Origin of the sequence: Burkholderia cepacia ATCC 25416, from assembly GCF_001411495.1 — a bacterium.
GTDB classification, from domain to species: Bacteria; Pseudomonadota; Gammaproteobacteria; order Burkholderiales; family Burkholderiaceae; genus Burkholderia; species Burkholderia cepacia.
The window spans coordinates 1,204,947-1,220,693 of sequence record NZ_CP012981.1 but is presented as its reverse complement, the minus strand read 5'-3'; the positions used below and the strand labels follow the sequence as shown (position 1 = coordinate 1,220,693).

The following is a 15,747-nucleotide window of genomic DNA, read 5'->3' as shown; positions in this document are numbered from 1 at the left end:
CGCCATTGAACCGGCGAAGTCTAGTGATCGTTTGTGACAGTCAGTTGTCGTTGATGACGAACAGGCGCTGATACTCCTTCAGCGCGAAGCGGTCGGTCATGCCGGCGATGTAGTGCGCGACGAGGCGCGGCTGCTGCGCGGCGTCGTCGGACTGGTACGGCGGCGGCAGCAGCCGCGGATCGTCGATGAACGCATCGAACAGCCCGGTGACGACGCGCTGCGCCTTGCTCGCCATGCGCATCACCTTGTAGTGGCGATAGAGGTTCTTGAAGAGGAAACGCTTGAGGGCGGCCGCCTGGGCGGCAACGGATTCGCTGTGCGACACGAGCGGCGGCGCCGCGCGCACGTCGTCGAGCGACGCCGGCGCGACGCGCGCGAGATTGCGCGTCGTTTCGTCGATCAGGTCGACGATCAGCGTGTTGATGATGCGGCGCACCGTCTCGTGCACGAGACGGCGGCCTTCGAGGTGCGGGAACTCGGCGAGCGCCGCCTCGTAGTGGCGCTGCCACAGCTCGACTTCCGCGAGCTGCTCGATCGTGATCAGGCCGGAACGCAGGCCGTCGTCGACGTCGTGGTTGTTGTACGCGATCTCGTCCGCGATGTTGGCAAGCTGCGCTTCGAGCGACGGCTGGCGGCCCTGCAGGAAGCGCTCGCCGAGCGCACCGAGCTTGCGCGCATTCTCGCGCGAGCAGTGCTTCAGGATGCCTTCGCGTGTCTCGAAGCACAGGTTCAGCCCGTTGAACGCGCCGTAGTGCTCCTCGAGCTCGTCGACGACCGCCAGGCTCTGCAGGTTGTGCTCGAAGCCGCCATGCTCGCGCATGCAGGCGTTCAGCGCGTCCTGCCCGGCATGGCCGAACGGCGTATGGCCGAGATCGTGCGCGAGCGAGATCGCCTCGACGAGATCCTCGTTCAGGCGCAGGTTGCGCGCGACCGAGCGGGCGATCTGCGCGACTTCGAGGCTGTGCGTGAGACGCGTGCGGAACAGATCGCCTTCATGATTGACGAAGACCTGTGTCTTGTATTCGAGCCGGCGAAACGCGGTCGAATGGACGATGCGGTCGCGGTCGCGCTGGAATTCGGTGCGCGCCGCCGGTGGTGTTTCCGGATGGCGGCGGCCGCGCGACTGCGACGCGTGTGCGGCATACGGAGCGAGATGGGCTTCCAGCGCCGCCAGTGTCGGCGGCTCGGCCACCGGCGCAGCGGATACGCGGCCGGCTTCGGGCAGTGTGCTGCTGGATGTCTCGCTCACGTCTCCTCCATGTCAGGGGCGCCGTTGCATCCGGGCCGCCCGTTAGCGCGTCGTCTGCGCCAGTGTAGCGAATACGGCTTCGTCCGGCGCCTGCGTGATCAGCGTATCGCCGAATCGCTTCAGCAGGATGAACTTGATCGCGCCGGCCTCCGCCTTCTTGTCGACGCGCATCAGGTCCATGTAGCGCGCGTCGCCGAGCGCGGGCCCGCGGGTCGGCAGGTGCGCCGCCGCGATCACCGCATCGAGGCGCTGCCGCGACGCTTCGTCGAGCAGGCCGAGCCGCACCGACAGGTCGCCCGCCATCACCATCCCGCAGCCGACCGCCTCGCCGTGCAGCCACTCGCCGTAGCCGAGCCCGGCCTCGATCGCATGACCGAACGTGTGGCCGAAGTTCAGGATCGCGCGCAGGCCGCCTTCGCGTTCGTCGGCCGCCACCACGCTCGCCTTGATCTCGCACGAGCGCTTCACCGCGTGCGCGAGCGCAGCCGGGTCGCGACGGTTCAGCGCGTCGACGTTGGCCTCGATCCAGTCGAAGAATGCCGCATCGGCGATCGCGCCGGTCTTGATGATCTCGGCGACACCGGCCGCCAGTTCACGGTCGGGCAACGTCGTCAGCGCGCCGATGTCCGCGATCACGGCCTGCGGCTGGTAGAACGCGCCGATCATGTTCTTGCCGAGCGGATGGTTGATGCCCGTCTTGCCACCGACCGACGAATCGACCTGCGACAGCAGCGTCGTCGGCACCTGGATGAACGGCACGCCGCGCATGTAGCATGCGGCCGCAAAGCCCGTCATGTCGCCGATCACGCCGCCGCCGAGCGCGACGAGCGTCGTCTTGCGGTCCGCGCGGTCGGTCAGCAGGCCGTCGAAGATCAGGTTCAGCGTCTCCCAGTTCTTGTACGCCTCGCCGTCCGGCAGCACGACCGTCGACACGCGCTTGCCGAGCGGCGCGAGCGCCGCGCGCAGCGCGTCGCCGTAGAGCGGATCGACCGTCGTGTTCGTGACGATCGTGACGGAAGAACCCTTGATGTGAGGTGCGAACAGCTCGGCGCGGCCGATCAGGCCGGCGCCAATGTGAATCGGGTAGGCGCGGTCGCCCAGGTCGACGTTGACAGTAATCATGCTTGTAGCGGCTTGGCGATGACGCCCGCCAGTTCGAGTTGCATCAGCACCATGTTGACGAGACCGTTGACCGACGGACGGCCGGTCTCGATGACGAAATCCGCGCATTCGCGGTACAGCGGGTCGCGCACTTCATACAGCGCTTCGAGGCGCCCCTTCGGGTCTTCGGTCTGCAGCAGCGGGCGGTTCTTGTCCTTGCGCGTGCGCAGCCACAGGTCGTGCGGGTTCGCGCGCAGGTAGACGACGATACCGTTGCTTTTCAGGCAGTCGCGATTTTCCGGGCGCAGCACCGCGCCGCCGCCCGTCGCGAGCACGATGTTCTCGCGCTGCGTGAGATCGGCGATGACCTGCGTTTCGCGATCGCGAAACCCGGCCTCGCCCTCCAGCTCGAAGATCACCGGAATGCGCGCGCCCGTGCGGGCCTCGATTTCGTGGTCGGAGTCGAAGAACGTCCTGTCGAGACGACGCGCGACCGCACGGCCCACGGTGGTCTTACCCGCTCCCATAAGGCCGACGAAAAATACGTTTGCATGTGGGTCCCGCGCTTGCAACGGCTTCCTCTGCTTCAATCTTGCTGGTGTGTGGCGCAGCTTACTGGCAAAGCGGCTGCCTTGTCGAGCCTGCGCCGGCGGCTTCCGGCCCCGTTTTATCGGCATCCGCGCTGCCCATGCCGCGTGCATCGCAGCGCGCATCGACGACCGTCGGCGTGATGAAGACGACCAGTTCGCTGCGCTGGTCGCGTTGCGCGCGGTGCCGGAAAAGCGCGCCCAGAAACGGTATTTTGCCCAAGAGCGGCACGCGCGTCACATCGTTCCGGTTCAGTTGCTCATAGATCCCGCCGATCGCGACCGTCCCGCCGTTCTCGACCTCGACGCGCGTCTGTACGTGCTTCGTATGAATCGCCGGGCCGGCCGCCGTCGGCTCGCCGACGCTGTCCTTCGTCACGTCCAGGTCGAGCACGACGCGCCCGTCCGGCGTGATCTGCGGCTCGACCTCGAGCTTGAGCGTCGCCCGGCGGAACTGCACGCCGCTCACGCCATTGCCCACCTTCGCCTGGTACGGCAGCTCCGAACCCTGTTCGACGATCGCCTTGACGCGATCGGCGGTCACCACGCGCGGGCTCGAAACGATCTGGCCCCGCCCCTGCGCCTCGAGCGCGCTCAGTTCGACGTCGAGCACACGGCTGAGCGGCGCGGCAAACAGCGTGAAGCCGGCGGTCGCCGCTTCGAAGCCGCCGAGCGGCCGCCCGGCAAGGTCGAGCGCGTTGCGCGCGCCGCTCGTGAACGAGGCGCTTTCGCTCGCACTCTCGCCCGACGGCGGCCGCGCCTGCGCCCTCAGCGCGACACGTGCGCCGAGATTGCGCGAAAAGCCTTGCTCGCCCTCGACGATGCGGGCCTCGATCCGGACCTGCCGCGACGGCCGGTCGATCGCATCGATCAGGCTCGCGATCTGGTCGAGACGCGGCGCGAGATCGGTGACGAACAGCAGGTTCGTCCGCGGATCCGCCGCCGCGGCGCCGCGCTTCGACAGCAGGCGCTGGCCGGTTGCGCCGGCCAGCAGCCGTTGCACGTCCTGCGCGCGCGGGTAGCGCAGCGCGAACGTCCGGCTCGCAAGCGGCTCCAGATCCGCGGCCCGCGCGTGCATTTCGAAGCGCTCGCGTTCGCGCGCCGCCAGCTCGGCCGCCGGCGTGACCCATATCACGTTACCCCGCCGCGACATCGCGAGCCCGTGCGTGTCGAGCAGCGTGTCGAAGGCATCGCGCCAGCGGACATTGTTCAGACGTAACGTGACGGTGCCGCGCACCTGCTCGCCGACGACGATATTGAGCCCGGTGAACCGCGCGAACGCGTCGAACGCGGCCGCAAGCCCCGCTCCCTGCAGATTCAGCGAAATCCGCCGTGCGTCGTCCGCATCGCCCGGGTGCCGCGCGGCGGCATCGCCCATCCGGGCCGGCGGCGCCAACGGGATCGGCGGCCCCTCCAGCCCGGGGGCCGGGGCGGCGGCCTCCGCCTGAAGCGTCGTGCGAGCCGCCTGGTCGAACGGCGGCGGGCCGGCCTCCGCAGATGCGGGGCCGTCCGCCCCGTCCACCGCGCCTTGGGGCAACGGCAGGCCCGGCACCGGCACCTCCATCGATGCCGCGGGCCAGACGGCCGGCAGCGGCGGCAACGAGGCGCTTGCACCGGCCGCCGTCAATCCGGCCCAGACGGCGAGCGCCCGACATCCGTGCTTCATCATGGGTGCCTCCCGTCGTCCAGGGCGACTCGGTACGCGCCATCCGCCGTCGCGAGCGTCACGGTGACGGGATCGACTCGCACCACCCGCGCGGCCCCGAGGGCTTCGCCGGGCACCAGGGCAGCGAATGCGCCGCCACCGTCGTCGAACAACGCGAGACCGGCACGCCTGTCGCGAATCGTGCCGGCCAGGCGGGCAGCCGCCCCCTCCGTTTCAGACGAGCCGGCCTCGCCGAACGGATCGGCGCCGGGCGCGTCGGCCAGAACCGGCGTCTCCCCGCCCTTGGACGTCATCGCCGGCAACTCCGGAAACACGTCGACCGCCATTTCCACACGCGCGGCCTCCTTTCCTCGTTCGACACGCAGCGTGGTCGGCACCGCCAGCACCGGAAAACGCGCCAGCCATCCGACCATCTGCAGCAACGCGCGAAACCCGCCATCCGCGACGATGCGCACCGAGCGCTGCCCTTCCGGCACTGCCCCCTCGGCGCGCAGCGGTTCGATCGATACGCCGCGCAGCCCGCTCGACGCGGCGCGATCGGCCAGCTCCAGCATCAACGCGGCCCATTCCGGCGCACGCGACGAGCGATCGCCGTCGGCCGCCGCCGGATGCGCGTCGTGTTGCCGTGCAGCGGCTGCGAGAACACGCTGCGCGTCGGCCTCTCGCTTCTGCGCCGCCGCCAGCAACGCGCGGCTGTGCGCGAGCCCGCTCCAGTCCGCGGCATTCGCCAGATGAATGCCGCCCGTCAGCACGGCCGCGAACGCGAGCACGCAGCCTGCGATATGCGCAGTCGCCGGCGACACGCGCCGCACGCCGTTCCGCCATCCTCCGCGATACGGTGCGGGCCGATGCGCGAGCGCCGTCATGCGCCACCTCCCGATGCTTTCCGGGACGGCATCGCGTCGTGCCAGCGCAACTGGACCGAGAACCGGAACGGCATCCCGCCGGCAGCGACCGGTGCATCCGGGGCTGGCTTCAACGCATCGATATCGATCCGCCAGCCACGCTGCTCGCGCGCCATCCCCGCAAGCCATCGCGCAGCCGCCCGGTAGCTCACGGCGCGGACATCGAGCACGGCACCGGCCGACGTCGTACGCAGCGCATCGAGCCGAACCGTGCCGTCGTGCACCTGCGCCAGGGTCGCCAGCAGCCCCGCGACGTGCCGATAAGGTGCGGCGCGCGCGGCCGCCTGCGCGTCACGCTGCGCGACGACGGCCGCCGCATTGGCGGCGCGTGTCGCAGCGCCCATCTGCGGCTGCAATTGCCGCAGCCGCGCCTCCACGATTGCGCGCTCCGCATCCACACGCCACCGCGCCCCGCTGGCGACACCCGTCCACAGGCCGGCGCCGAGTATGCCGAGCAGAACCGCCGTACCGCACTGCGCGGCCCGACGACGTCGCAACGCCCGCGCCAGCCGCTCCCGGTACGGCAACAGGTTGAAGCCGCCCGGCTCCGCATGGAGGGCCGTCATTCCCACACCCCGCGCAATGCCAGCCCGAATGCAACAGCCAATGCCGGGCCGCCCGGCGTGCCGGTGGACAGGCACGATTGCGCGCCCCAGCCCGCGCAGTCGAACGGCACCGCAACCGCGCCGACCACGTCGCCGATCTCGGCGACGGACGTTTCGAAGCGGGCGATACACCGCTCGTCCCCGGCCACGAGGACACAGCGCACGGCCCCGAGCGCGCGCCGGCGCAATGCATCGGAAAACGCCCCCGGCACCACGCCGGACAGCGTCAGCACCGGTACGGCCGACGGACCGTCGATTCGCCAGCCCTGCACGCCCGAGTCATGGAACCAGAGCGCCGCGCAGGGGCCCGCCTGCGCGTCGAGTTCGCATTGCGCCGCATAGCGCAACGCACGCAGCGCGGCGGCCGATTCGCCGTCGACCACCGTCAGATCGACACCGGCCTGCGCGGCCACATCGACCCGCCGTTCGATCAGCGCCAGCGAGGCCACGGCAACCTCGATCTCCCCCGCACCGCCATCCTGCCGCCAGTCGAACGCGAGACTGTCCGGCGCGAGCCCCGAAATGCGTTCGGCCGCCTGCCGCGCGGCGTCCTCGATGTCGTCCCGCCCGGCCAGGTCCAGCATCGCGGTGCGCATCTCGTCATCGGGCAACGCCATCACGCCGCGCGCGCCGCACCGCACGTCGGCCGCCGACAGTCTCGACACGGCCGCGGCCAGCGCCCGAGCGACCGCCGCCCAACGCGCATCCTCCGGGCCACCCGCCAACCCGACCGGCTCCCGCTCCAGCCCCTCGACGCACACCTCGGCGCCCCGGCCGCGCCGGCTCAGCACGACCACCCTCACCTCGTCCGCACCGACGTCGATTCCCGTCGACCGGTGCCCGCCCTGCGCAAACCGCGCTCGCCATCTTCCCGCCATCCCAGCCTCCCGAGATCGTCGCGGCCCACGCCGCGTTTCCGGGACTGATTCTGCAAAACGGCGCGTCGGGCCGACAGTCGGCCTAACGGCCAGCATCCGCTCGCGACGGCCGCGCGCGGGCTATGCTGGAAGCACGCCGGCCCGCGGCTTCGGGGCGGGCGGCCCCCGCGTCAGGACCGGTCTTACCGGGCAGCTATAATCGCGGGACTGTTTTCCGGTATGCCTATGCAATCCACGACTCCTACGTCCCCGCCTCCCGCCCCGGAGCCAAAGAAGCGGCCCTGGTGGCAAAAAGTCCTGCTCGGATTCGCCACGATGTGCGTGGCGCTCGTCGTGGCCGGCGGCCTCGTGCTTGGCTACGCGCTCGTCGTCGCGTGGCCGAACATGCCGTCGCTCGATGCGCTGACCGACTATCGCCCGAAGGTGCCGCTGCGCATCTATACGTCCGATCACGTGCTGATCGGCGAATTCGGCGAAGAGCGCCGCGACGTCGTCCATTTCAAGGACGTGCCCGACTCGCTGAAGAAGGCGATCCTCGCGATCGAGGACGCGCGGTTCTACGATCACGGCGGTGTCGACCTCACCGGCATCGTGCGCGCCGGCTTCGTCGCGCTGACGAACGGCCATGCGTCGCAGGGGGCGAGCACGATCACGATGCAGGTCGCGCGCAACTTCTTCCTGTCGAGCGAGAAGACCTACACGCGCAAGATCTACGAGATGCTGCTCGCGTACCGGATCGAGCGTGCGCTGACGAAGGATCAGATTCTCGAGGTCTACATGAATCAGATCTATCTCGGCCAGCGCGCATACGGCTTCGCGAGCGCCGCGCGGGTCTACTTCGGCAAGGACCTGAAGGACATCACGCTCGCCGAAGCGGCGATGCTCGCGGGGCTGCCGAAGGCGCCGTCCGCGTACAACCCGGTTGTGAACCCGAAGCGCGCGAAGGTGCGCCAGGAATACATCCTGCAACGGATGCTCGAGCTGAACTTCATCTCGCGCGAGCAGTACGACGAGGCCGTCGCACAGCCGCTCGTCGTCAAGGGTCCGGGCCGCGATTTCAGCGTGCACGCCGAGTACGTCGCGGAAATGGTCCGACAAATGATGTACGCGCAATACCACGAGGAAACCTACACGCGCGGCTTCAACGTCGTCACGACGATCGACTCCGCGGATCAGCAGGTCGCCTATACCGCGCTGCGCAAGGGGATCATGGATTACGAACGCCGGCACGGCTATCGGGGGCCGGAAGGCTTCATCGAGCTGCCGGCCGGCGCCGACGACCGCGAACAGGCGATCGACGATGCGCTGCTCGAACACCCCGACAACGGCGAACTGATTGCAGCGGTCGTCACGGCCGCGAACCCGCGCCAGATCACGGTCGCGTTCATCGACGGCAGCAATGCGACGATCGAAGGCGACAACCTGCGCTTCGCGTCGGGCGCGCTGTCGACCAATGCGCAGCCGAATCGCCGCATCCGTCCGGGTGCGATCGTCCGCGTCGTGAAGAACGACGCCGGCAAATGGTCGATCACGCAGTTGCCGCAGGTCGAGGGGGCGTTCCTGTCGATCGTCCCGCAGGACGGCGCGATCCGCTCGCTCGTCGGCGGCTTCGACTACAACAAGAACAAGTTCAACCACGTCACGCAGGCGTGGCGGCAGCCGGGTTCGTCGTTCAAGCCGTTCATCTATTCGGCGTCGCTCGACAAGGGCCTCGGGCCGGCAACGGTGATCAACGACGGTCCGCTGTATTTCAGCGCGGCCGAAACGGGCGGCCAGCCGTGGGAGCCGAAGAACTACGGCGGCGGCTTCGAAGGCCCGATGTCGATGCGCACCGCGCTGCAGCGTTCGCGCAACCTCGTGTCGATCCGGATCCTGAACCACATCGGCACGAAGTACGCGCAGCAGTACATCACGCGCTTCGGCTTCGACGCGGAACGCCATCCGGCGTACCTGCCGATGGCACTCGGCGCGGGCCAGGTCACGCCGCTGCAGATGGCGGGCGCGTATTCGGTATTCGCGAACGGCGGCTACCGCGTCAATCCGTACCTGATCGCCGAAGTCACCGATCCGAACGGCGCGATCGTCGTGCGCGCGCAGCCGCTCGTCGCCGAACAGAATGCGCCGCGCGCCATCGACGCGCGTAACGCGTACGTGATGAACAGCCTGCTGCAGAGCGTCGCGCAACGCGGCACGGGCGCACGGACCAACGTGCTGAAGCGCACCGACCTCGCGGGCAAGACCGGCACGACGAACGACTCGCACGACGCGTGGTTCGCCGGCTACCAGCACACGCTCGCCGCGATCGCGTGGATCGGCTACGACAATCCGCGCAGCCTCGGCGATCGCGAAACGGGCGGCGGCCTCTCGCTGCCCGTCTGGATCGACTACATGGGTGCCGCGCTGAAGGGTGTGCCCGAGTTCAAGCCGACGATGCCGGACGGCGTCGAATCGCTCGGCGGCGAGCTGTACTTCACCGAGTTCGCGCCGGGTCACGGCTTCGTGTCGACGGTCGGCGTGCCGCAAGCGCCAGCCGCGCAGAACGTCGATGCGACCGTGCCGCACGTCGACGAGCAGGAAAAGCAGGACATCATGAACCTGTTCCAGGCGCACTGACTCTCGGCCCGGACATGAAAAAAGCGCCCCGCGGGGCGCTTTTTCGTTGGGTCACGCGTCGGGGCGGGGCCCCGATCGTCATGCGCTGAACGTGATCGGCAGGCCGGCCTGCTGAGTCGCGTATTCGGTGAGCGCCGAGAAGAACTCGGTGCCCGTGCGCGTATCGCGCCATGCGCCGTCGATGAACCGGTAATGGAAACCGCCGGCCTTCGCGGCGATCCACACTTCCTTCATCGGCGGCTGCAGGTTGACGATGATCTTCGAGCCGTTCTCGAACGTCAGCGTCAGGACGCTGCCGTTGCGCTCCAGATCGATGTCGTGATCGCCGTCGTTGGCGTCGTCGACGGTACGCTCGACGGCCGCCAGCACGGCCTCGGCACGGGTCAGGTATTCGGTATCGGACATGCTAAACTCTATCGGTTCAATTGTTCAGGGACGATCATGCGAGTCGTTTTCCGGATGAGCGCGATTGTAGCGGCTTTGGCGATTCTTGCCGGCTGCGGTCAAAGCGGCGCGCTCTATCTGCCCACCGTGCCTCCGCTGCCCAAGCCACTCCAGCAGCAGGACACACCGCCGTCGGACGTGAAGCCGACCGATGAAAACGCGTCGTCCGACAGTGTGCCCGATTCGTCCGGCACGCCGCTCATGCTGTCGCCCGAATTGTCGAGCGGGGCATCCGCCACGGCTGCACCGGCATCGAGCCCGGCCGTCGCGAAGTAACGACGCGCCGCCCGCGCAGGCTCGCGAAACGAGGCGATGACTTCCCGGTCATCGCCTTTTGTTTTTCTGCGCCGTCACGCGCGCACGCGCCGCCATCCCCATGCAGCCAGCCGCCAGCCGAGCAGCGCGACAACGATCGCCGCATACAGCTTCGGCTGCGCGAGATTGTGCTTGCCGGCCCTCATCGACCAGAAGTGCAGCACACCGAACAGCGCAATCGCGTAGATCGCGCTGTGCAGCGTCGCCCAGTGGCGGCCGAGCCGGCGCACCATCGCGCGCGGCGACGTTGCCGCGAGCGGAATCAGCAGCACGAACGCGGCGAAACCGACCGTGATGAACGGGCGCTTGCCGACGTCCTTCAGGATCGCGACGACATCGAACCACTTGTCGAACCACAGGTAAGTCGTGAAGTGCAGCGTCGCGTAGAAGAACGCGAACAGCCCGATCATGCGGCGAAAGCGCAGCAGCGCGGCGACCCCCGTCATGCGCCGAAGCGGCGTGACGGCGAGCGTGACGCACAGCATCACGAGCGTCCAGAGGCCCGTCGAGCGCGTGATGAACTCGATCGGATTCGCGCCGAGCCGGTCGGTCAGCCCGAACAGCACGAGACGCGTGAGCGGATAAAGGCCTGCCGCGAATACCAGCACCTTGGCCGGCGCGAGCCAGCGCGGCGCGGCGGGGCGAGTCGCGCCGGCCCGCACGGCACGTGCAGCCGGGCCGGCGCCCGCTGCACGCGCGGGCGTCAGCGTCGAAGGAGGCATGTCGTTTCTCACCTTCGCCCTCAGAAATTCTTCTTCAGGTCCATGCCCTGATACATCGACGCGACCAGGTCGCCGTAGCCGTTGAACATCAGCGTCTTGCGCTTCGGCGTGAAAAAGCCGTCCTCGCCGATGCGCCGCTCGGTCGCCTGGCTCCAGCGCGGATGATCGACGTTCGGGTTCACGTTCGAATAAAAGCCGTACTCGTTCGACGCATACGTGTTCCAGCTCGTCTTCGGCTGCTTGTCGACGAAGCGAATCTTCACGAGCGACTTCGCGCTCTTGAAGCCGTACTTCCACGGCACGACGATACGCACCGGCGCGCCGTTCTGGTTCGGCAGCACCTGCCCGTAGACGCCCATCGTCAGCAGCGTCAGCGGATTCATCGCCTCGTCCATCCGCAGCCCTTCCGAGTACGGCCAGTCGAGCACGGGTGTCGACAGGCCGGGCATCTGCGACGGGTCGGCCAGCGTGATGAACTGTACGTATTTCGCATTGCCGGTCGGCTGCACCCGCTTGATCAGCTCGGACAGCGGCACGCCGATCCACGGGATCACCATCGACCATCCCTCGACGCAGCGCAACCGGTACACGCGCTCTTCGAGCGGCGCGAGCTTCAGCAGCTCGTCGAGATCGAACACCTTCGGATGCAGCACCTCGCCCTCGACGCTCACGCGCCACGGGCGCGGCCGCAGCGTGCCCGCATTCTGCGCGGGGTCGCTCTTGTCGGTGCCGAATTCGTAGAAGTTGTTGTAGGACGTGATGTCCTTGAACGGCGTCACCTTGTCGGCCGCGACGAACTTCGGGTTCGTTTTCGCCGCGAGCTTCGCTGCCCGCGCGTCGGGCGACGCATAGGCGGCAAATGCCGCGCCGCTACCGCCGAGCAGCCCGCCCGCCGCCGCGAGGCCGGCCGCCTGCAATACGCGCCGCCGGTTCTCGAAGACCGCACGCGGCGTGATTTCGCCGGGCGCGATATCGCCACCGGTCAGTACGTTCAGCAAAGGGCGTTTGATCCACATCGTGCTGCTCCTCCTGCCTGCGCCGCGCGCAGCTTCATGGGCGTTCGACCGGCCTCATCTTGCGCCGTTCGCCGGCCGGACCGCCCGTCCGTTACAAAAGAAAACCGCCGGGCACGCAGTGCACCGGCGGTCTCATAGTCGGACGAGCAGCGGGAATCTTACAGCTTGCCGTAGCTGTGCAGCCCGGACAGGAACATGTTGACGCCGAGGAACGCGAAGGTCGTCACGAGCAGGCCCGTCAGCGCCCACCACGCGGCCACCGTACCGCGCAGGCCCTTCATCAGGCGCATGTGCAGCCACGCCGCATAGTTGAGCCACACGATCAGCGCCCAGGTTTCCTTCGGGTCCCAGCTCCAGTAGCCGCCCCATGCCTCGGCCGCCCACAGCGCGCCGAGGATCGTCGCGATCGTGAAGAACGCGAAACCGACCGCGATCGACTTGTACATCACGTCGTCGAGCACGTCGAGCGTCGGCAGGCGATCCGCGAGCACGCCGCGCTCCTTCATCAGGTACGCGACCGACACCATCGCCGACAATGCGAAGCTGCCGTAGCCGATGAAGTTCGCCGGCACGTGGATCTTCATCCACCAGCTCTGCAGCGCCGGCACGAGCGGCTGGATCTGCTGCGCATCGCGTGCGACCGAGTACCACATCAGGAAGCCGACCGCCGCGCTGATCACCAGCAGCACGAACGCGCCGAGCGAACGCGTCCCGTAGTGGCCTTCGTAATAGAGATAGAGCAGCGCGGTGATCAGGCTGAACAGCACGAACACTTCATAGAGGTTCGACACCGGAATGTGCCCGACATCCGCACCGATCAGGTAGGACTCGTACCAGCGCACCATCAGGCCGGTGAAGCCCATCAGCACGGCGACCCACGTGAGCTTCTGGCCGATCGCGGAGCCCGATTCCGAGCGCGCGAGCAGGCCGATCCAGTAGAAGATCGTCGCGAGCACGAACAGCGCGCTCATCCACAGGATTGCCGACTGGCTCGACAGGAAGTACTTGAGGAGGAACGCCGAATCGGCGCGCGCGAGATCGCCCTGGTAGATCTGGATCGACAGCAGCGCCAGCACGGCGATCGACGCCATCATCAGCCGCGCGGGCTTCCAGCGCCAGCCGAGCGCGACGAGCGCCGGCACGGTGCCGATCATCACCGCCTTGTCGTAGTAATCCATGTGCGCGTTGTAGTGCACGAGCGCATAGCCCGCGCCCACCACGAGCGCCAGTGCGAACAGCCAGTCGAGCAACGACAGGCGCGCGAGGAACGGACGATCGTCGAACAGCGGTGCCGTGACCGGCGCCTGGGCCGACGCCCGATGGGAAGAGGAAACTTGCGTGAGATCCATGATGTTACCGGGTGGAATTCTCGGAATCGGAACCGCCGCCGGCAGGCGAACGGGCCGTCGATGCCGCACCGGCCGGTGCGGCATCGCGAGGTGCGGCGTGCAAGGCGGCACCGGCCGCGTCGCGCGTCTGCACGTATTCTTTCTCGAAATCGAAGGTCTTGCGGGCCGTGGACATTGCCATCACCACATCGACGCCCGAACCGGCGTCCTTCAGCCAGAACCAGAGGCGCCGCTCGCGCACGTAGAACATCGAGAAGATGCCGGCGACCAGCAGCAGGCTGCCAAGATACACCAGATTCTTGCCGGGTGCGCGCGTCAACTGAAATACCGAAGCTTGCACCTGCTTGAATGAGTCAAGCTGCAAATAGACCGGCGATCCATACAAAAAGCTGTCGGATAGCGCGTTGATCGCGTTCTGTACGAAACGGATCGTGTCGGTGCCCTGCTGCGCCGCCGGCTCCCCCGCACGCTCGCGCGCGATCTGCCAGACCTCCCACATCGAGCCTTCGAGCATCCGCAGCAGCAGGCTCGCGGCCTTCTCCTGCTCGGCCTTGGGCACCGAGCGGTCGATGAACGTCGCCACGGCCTGGAAGCCGCCGATCGGCTGGCCGTCGGCGCCGCGACCGACGCTGTCATCGTTCGCCGCAAACAGGGTCAGCACCTTCAGCGCGCTGTCCTGCAGGCGGCCGCGCAACGATGCGTCGGTGCCCGGCAGCGAACGCTGCGCGAAGCGCGCGGCGGCTTCGGCGCGCACGGAAGGATCCTCGAGCGCGGCGCGCAGGTGCATCCATTCGCCGATCGAATCCTGGCTGTCGGCCGGAATCCGCATGTAGCGGAACGGGTCGTTCGGGCTCGTGCGCACGCCGGCGAGGAACACGCGCTCGCCGTTCATGTCGACGGGCAGCATGTAGTTGTTGAATTCGCGCGCCTGGCCGTCCTTGCCGCGGATCTTGTACTGCACGGACGGGCCGATGTTGTGGAGCTGCGTCGGCTTCGACGTCTTCGCGCCGGAGCCGAGCCGTTCGTCGAATACTTCCTTCAGCGAGCTCGTCGTCGCCACACCACGCACGTCCGGCTTGCCGTTCGCGTCGGCCATGTTCTCGACGTTGATCGCGCGGAAATCGGCGAACTCGATCGTGTCGCCGTCGGCGCCCGGCATCTGCAGCGGCGCCGAACTGCCGATCGTGCCCTGCACGGGGAAGGTCTTCGCGTTGCCGCCCGTCATCGGATAGGCCGTCATCTGCATCTGCGAGCCGCCGTCCTGGAAGCTCGACTGGTAGATCGACACGCCCTTGTACGTGAACGGCTTGTTGACCTCGACGCGCGCCGGAATTTTCCGGCCGGTCTCGCGATCGATCACGACGATGTCGCTCGCGAACAGTTTCGGCATGCCCGTCGTGTAGTAGTCGACGATGAACTTGTTGAGCTGGATCGAGAACGGCAGGTCCTGGATCAGCGAGCCGCTCGGCTGGTTCAGGATCGCGGTCGACACGAACTGGCCCTCGGGCACCCACGCGTAGCCGCGGAACGTCGGGTTCGACGCGGACAGGCGATGGTCGGGCGAGATCTCGCTGATCGTCGCGCTCGTGTTGACCGGGCTCTTGCCGAACATCCACATCTGGAATTTGATCGGCAGGTTGCTGTCGAGCAGGCCGCCGATACAGATCACGACGATCGCGAGGTGCGCGGAGATATAGCCCCACTTGGTCATCGCGCCGCGCTTCGCGGAGATCAGCGTCGCGCCGTCGTTTTCACGCACGACGTGCTTGTAGCCGGCCTTGGTGACGAAAGTGGCGAGCGTTGCCGTGACGGTCGCGCGCGTGCCGGAAGCCGTGTACTCGGCCTTGTGGTGGAAAGCCCGCAGGCTGCCTTCGCGAACCTTGTCCTTCCAGCTCTTTGCATCGGCGAGCATCTTCGGCGCGTTGCGGATCACGCACAGCGAGATCGACACGACGAGGAAGATCAGGATCAGCATGAACCACCACGCGCTGTAGACGTTGTACAGGCCGAGCGAGCGGAAGATGTCCGCCCAGAACGGCCCGAACTGGTTCACGTAATTCGGATACGGATCGTCCTGGGTCAGGACCGTGCCAATGATGCTCGCGATCGACAGCACCACCAGCAACGCAATCGCGAAGCGCATCGAGCTCAGCAGCTCGACCGCGCGCTTCGACGCACCCTGACTCGACTTCGACTGCAACCCCGACGTGGTAACGCTCATTCAAACTCCGACTGACAACAAAAAAGGGCAAGGCGGCCGCGACTGCGCGGCGCCCCACCCTTTTCTTGTTCTGACT

Annotated in this window: 14 protein-coding genes; 2 read left to right on the top strand and 12 right to left on the bottom strand. The window is 67.6% G+C overall.

The window, feature by feature from the left end:
* Positions 1 to 40 precede the first annotated feature (40 nt).
* From APZ15_RS05565 to APZ15_RS05535, 7 genes are read right to left on the bottom strand one after another with little or no spacing between them, the layout of a single operon-like run.
* Positions 41 to 1,249 (bottom strand): deoxyguanosinetriphosphate triphosphohydrolase, encoded by a 1,209-nt coding sequence (locus APZ15_RS05565; RefSeq protein WP_021162708.1) that lies wholly within the window; start codon positions 1,247 to 1,249, stop codon positions 41 to 43.
* Between the two features lie 42 nt (positions 1,250 to 1,291).
* The gene (aroB, locus tag APZ15_RS05560; RefSeq protein WP_027788565.1) at positions 1,292 to 2,371 is read right to left on the bottom strand and encodes a 3-dehydroquinate synthase; all 1,080 of its coding nucleotides are present in this window, start codon (positions 2,369 to 2,371) and stop codon (positions 1,292 to 1,294) included.
* A complete protein-coding gene (aroK, locus tag APZ15_RS05555) occupies positions 2,368 to 2,922 on the bottom strand; it encodes a shikimate kinase AroK (protein WP_027788566.1) in 555 nt (184 codons plus the stop codon). Before aroK ends, aroB begins: the two co-directional genes overlap by 4 nt.
* Before the next feature lie 40 nt (positions 2,923 to 2,962).
* Positions 2,963 to 4,606: a type IV pilus secretin PilQ gene (locus APZ15_RS05550; protein ID WP_027788567.1), complete on the bottom strand. Its 1,644-nt coding sequence runs from the start codon at positions 4,604 to 4,606 to the stop codon at positions 2,963 to 2,965.
* The gene (locus tag APZ15_RS05545) at positions 4,603 to 5,469 is read right to left on the bottom strand and encodes a hypothetical protein (protein ID WP_027788568.1); all 867 of its coding nucleotides are present in this window, start codon (positions 5,467 to 5,469) and stop codon (positions 4,603 to 4,605) included. Before APZ15_RS05545 ends, APZ15_RS05550 begins: the two co-directional genes overlap by 4 nt.
* The gene (locus tag APZ15_RS05540) at positions 5,466 to 6,074 is read right to left on the bottom strand and encodes a hypothetical protein (protein ID WP_049097336.1); all 609 of its coding nucleotides are present in this window, start codon (positions 6,072 to 6,074) and stop codon (positions 5,466 to 5,468) included. The genes APZ15_RS05545 and APZ15_RS05540 overlap by 4 nt, the downstream gene beginning before the upstream one ends.
* On the bottom strand, positions 6,071 to 6,991 hold the full coding sequence (locus tag APZ15_RS05535; protein ID WP_027788570.1) for a type IV pilus biogenesis protein PilM: 921 nt from the start codon (positions 6,989 to 6,991) through the stop codon (positions 6,071 to 6,073). The genes APZ15_RS05540 and APZ15_RS05535 overlap by 4 nt, the downstream gene beginning before the upstream one ends.
* 225 nt (positions 6,992 to 7,216) lie before the next feature.
* On the opposite strand from APZ15_RS05535, the gene APZ15_RS05530 reads away from it, so the two are divergent.
* Entirely contained in the window at positions 7,217 to 9,604 is a 2,388-nt protein-coding gene (locus APZ15_RS05530) for a penicillin-binding protein 1A (RefSeq protein WP_088611330.1), read from the top strand.
* A 78-nt stretch (positions 9,605 to 9,682) separates the two neighbouring features.
* Here APZ15_RS05530 and cyaY read toward each other — a convergent pair whose 3' ends face one another.
* The gene (cyaY, locus tag APZ15_RS05525; RefSeq protein WP_021161744.1) at positions 9,683 to 10,009 is read right to left on the bottom strand and encodes an iron donor protein CyaY; all 327 of its coding nucleotides are present in this window, start codon (positions 10,007 to 10,009) and stop codon (positions 9,683 to 9,685) included.
* 36 nt (positions 10,010 to 10,045) lie between these two features.
* Between cyaY and lptM the strand changes: the two genes are divergently transcribed.
* A complete protein-coding gene (gene lptM, locus APZ15_RS05520) occupies positions 10,046 to 10,324 on the top strand; it encodes an LPS translocon maturation chaperone LptM (protein WP_021161743.1) in 279 nt (92 codons plus the stop codon).
* A 74-nt stretch (positions 10,325 to 10,398) separates the two neighbouring features.
* Here lptM and msrQ read toward each other — a convergent pair whose 3' ends face one another.
* The 4 genes from msrQ to APZ15_RS05500 form a co-directional block, all read right to left on the bottom strand.
* Positions 10,399 to 11,085: a protein-methionine-sulfoxide reductase heme-binding subunit MsrQ gene (msrQ, locus tag APZ15_RS05515; RefSeq protein ID WP_027788572.1), complete on the bottom strand. Its 687-nt coding sequence runs from the start codon at positions 11,083 to 11,085 to the stop codon at positions 10,399 to 10,401.
* A gap of 20 nt (positions 11,086 to 11,105) precedes the next feature.
* Positions 11,106 to 12,101 carry a protein-methionine-sulfoxide reductase catalytic subunit MsrP gene (gene msrP / locus APZ15_RS05510; protein WP_027788573.1) on the bottom strand — a complete coding sequence of 332 codons (996 nt, stop codon included), beginning with the start codon at positions 12,099 to 12,101 and terminating at the stop codon, positions 11,106 to 11,108.
* 158 nt (positions 12,102 to 12,259) lie between these two features.
* Complete coding sequence (gene ccsB / locus APZ15_RS05505; protein WP_027788574.1) at positions 12,260 to 13,450, bottom strand: c-type cytochrome biogenesis protein CcsB; 1,191 nt, start codon at positions 13,448 to 13,450, stop codon at positions 12,260 to 12,262.
* Positions 13,451 to 13,454: 4 nt separating this feature from the next.
* Positions 13,455 to 15,671, bottom strand: coding sequence for a cytochrome c biogenesis protein ResB (locus tag APZ15_RS05500; RefSeq protein WP_027788575.1), 2,217 nt, complete (start codon positions 15,669 to 15,671; stop codon positions 13,455 to 13,457).
* Between the last annotated feature and the right edge of the window lie 76 nt (positions 15,672 to 15,747).